The 2,675-nt window shown below is 55.6% G+C and carries 3 protein-coding genes; all 3 read right to left on the bottom strand.

Features of this window, described 5'->3' with window-relative positions; all coding sequences use genetic code 11:
• A partial coding sequence (larB, locus tag QZ176_RS10385) for a nickel pincer cofactor biosynthesis protein LarB (protein WP_365951896.1) occupies window positions 1-604 on the bottom strand: 604 nt, incomplete at its 3' end.
• Window positions 591-1,373: an ATP-dependent sacrificial sulfur transferase LarE gene (larE, locus tag QZ176_RS10380; RefSeq protein ID WP_295153403.1), complete on the bottom strand. Its 783-nt coding sequence runs from the start codon at window positions 1,371-1,373 to the stop codon at window positions 591-593. The genes larE and larB, both read right to left, overlap by 14 nt.
• Window positions 1,345-2,580 (bottom strand): nickel pincer cofactor biosynthesis protein LarC, encoded by a 1,236-nt coding sequence (gene larC / locus QZ176_RS10375; protein WP_295153402.1) that lies wholly within the window; start codon window positions 2,578-2,580, stop codon window positions 1,345-1,347. The genes larE and larC overlap by 29 nt, the downstream gene beginning before the upstream one ends.
• Window positions 2,581-2,675 lie beyond the last annotated feature (95 nt).

The following is a 2,675-nucleotide window of genomic DNA, read 5'->3' as shown; positions in this document are numbered from 1 at the left end:
TGGGCACCGCGATCACCGGCACGCTAACAAGGCCTGCTAGCACGCTAGCTAGCGCGCCCTCCATGCCCGCCACCGCAATCACGACCTTTGCGCCGCGTATTTGCTCTAAATTTGCGATCAGTCTGTGCAGCCCGGCCACGCCCGCGTCGCTAAATTTACGCACGTCGTTGCCTAAAAATCTCGCTGTTTCGTATGCCTCCTCCACTACCGCGCCGTCGGCGGTGCCGGCAGATACTATCGCGATGTAGCTTTGCGTGAGCGCGGGCTCTTTAAATTTGACGCTGACGACGCGGCCGCGAGCATTAAACTCCGCCTGCGGTAAAATTTCGCGCACCCGCTTAAAAACCCGCTCGTTCGTGCGTGTTATTAGGATATTTTGCCGTCTTGCGCCGATCGCACCAGCGATACGCAAAATTTCATCGTCCGTCTTGCCCTCGCCGTAGATCACTTCGCCCGCGCCGTTTCGCAAAGCGCGCTGAGTGTCGATTTTGGCGCAGCCCACGTCCTCGTAGGGGTAGTTTTTCAGGTATTTTAACGCCTCTTGCTCGCTCACGCGGCCGCTTTTTATCCCCGCGAAAAGCTCTAAAATTTCATCCTCTCTCATGCAAAACATCCTCTCTAAGCCCCTTTAGATCAAGCGTCACCTCCGCTGCGCCAAGCCTCACGAGCTGCCTAACGACGTTTTTAAATTTCGCGTCGTTTAGAAAGCTTTGCATGTCGGCAAAGGGCATTTGCAGCTTTATATTTTTTCGGTCGCACCGCGCGCGGACGTTTGCGTAGCCGCTTGCGATGAGTAGATTTTCCGCCGCTTCGATCAAATTTAGCTCGTGCGGGTCGATCTCGCGCCCGTGCGGCAGACGCGTTAGCAAGCACGCGTAGCAGGGCTTTTCGGCGGTAGGTAAGCCTAGCTCGCGCGATAACTCGCGGATATCGGCTTTGGTTAAATTTATTAGCGGCGAGAGCACGCCCAGCTCCTCTTTTGCTTTGAGCCCCGGGCGATGTTCGCCCAGATCGTCTCGGTTCGTGCCGTCTGCGACGCGGCTAAAGCCAAGCTCGCGGGCGCGCTCTATCAGGCGCGAAAAGACCGCCTTTTTGCACAGATAGCAGCGGTTTTCGGGGTTGTTTTTAATCTCGTCCGCGACGCCGAGCTCTAAAATTTCGTGGCGGATGCCATAGATGCTAGCAAATTCCACGGCTTCGGCGATCTCGCGCGAGGACATGTAGGGCGATCTTATCGTTATGCCGATCGCTCGCGCACCCAGCGCGTCGTGCGCCGCGCGCAGCAGTAGCGAGCTGTCCGCACCGCCGCTAAATGCGACCGCCAGCTCGCCCAGCCCGCGCAGATCAGCCTTTAGTTTTTCTAGTTTCGTCATAGATTTTCAGCGCCTCTTTCCGCACCCGCTCGATCGTCGTGCCGTGCGCGAGTGCCGCGGCCTTGCAATCCTCAAATTCCGGTTTTGCCTTTTGCGTTTGGCCGCTGCCTGAAATTTTAAGCCCTATCTCGCCGAATTTCGTCTGCACCCGCGCAAACTCGCGCTTTAGCTCGGTTTTAGTAACCTCTATCTCGCGAACGCCGATCGCGGTGGTGTGCGTAAATATAAGATCCTTTAAATTTTGCGCGTCCTGCTTGCGGCACAGCGCGTTTAGCTCAAAACCCATGCGACCCTTTTTCATAAAAATAGAGCGGCTAAAAACGTCTAGCGCGCCGTTTTCGCGTAAAATTTCGCATACAAAGGCAAAGCTCTCGGCGTCCATATCGTCGATGTTCGTGGAGATTAAAATCTGCTTGCAAAGCTCGCCATAGCCCGAGCGTGCGCCTAAATTTCGCTCGTATAAATCCTCGTCCGCCTCGCAGATCATCGCGCGAAGCACGTTTGCAAAGCCCGCTGCGTCCTTGCCGCCCGCGCCGTAGCCGATCTTTTCTATCCTAAAGCTTGCCCCGTCCGCAAACTCGTCCGCGCAGGCCTTTAAAATCGCCGCGCCCGTGGGCGTAGTCATCTCGAAATTTGCGCGTCCGAGGCTTACAGGCACGCCTTTTAAAATTTCGCAAACGGCGGGCGCAGGCACGCTAAGCGCGCCGTGATCGCAGATCGCTACGCCGCCGCCAAGCTCGATTTTGGAGCTTACGACGCGCGAGACGCCGAATTTTTCAAAAAGATACTCGAGGCAGATCGCCGCGCCCGCGACGTCCGCGATGCTATCGACCGCGCCGACTTCGTGAAAATGCACCCGCTCTATGTCCATGCCGTGCACTTTTGCTTCGGCCTGCGCAATCGTGCGAAATATCGCGCCCGCTCTTTGTTTGCAGCTCCGGCTTAAATTTGAACTCTCTAAAATTTGCCTGATATCCACGTAGCTTCTGGCGTGAGGCTGCGATTTTAGCGGCACTACGTCGATTTTTGTCGCGGCGATGTCGTTTTTTAGCACGTTTTTGCGCTCCAGCCTAAATTCGCCGGCTAAATTTAACTTCTCTAGCTCGGCGCAAAGATAGTCAAAATCCACGCCAAGCTCCACCAGAGCTGCCAAATTCATATCGCCGCTGATACCAGCGCTCGCGTCGTAATATAAAACTTTAGCCAAATTTACGCCTTAGGCACCGTCATCGAGCCAAACGGCAAGATGATGATTTTTGCGTCCGCGCCCTTTTGCGCGAGCGCGTCGACCACGGCCTTTTG

The organism is uncultured Campylobacter sp. (assembly GCF_905373215.1).
Classification (GTDB): Bacteria; Campylobacterota; Campylobacteria; order Campylobacterales; family Campylobacteraceae; genus Campylobacter_B.
Note: the sequence above shows the minus strand (reverse complement) of the source record. Positions and strands in the feature narration are given on the sequence as shown.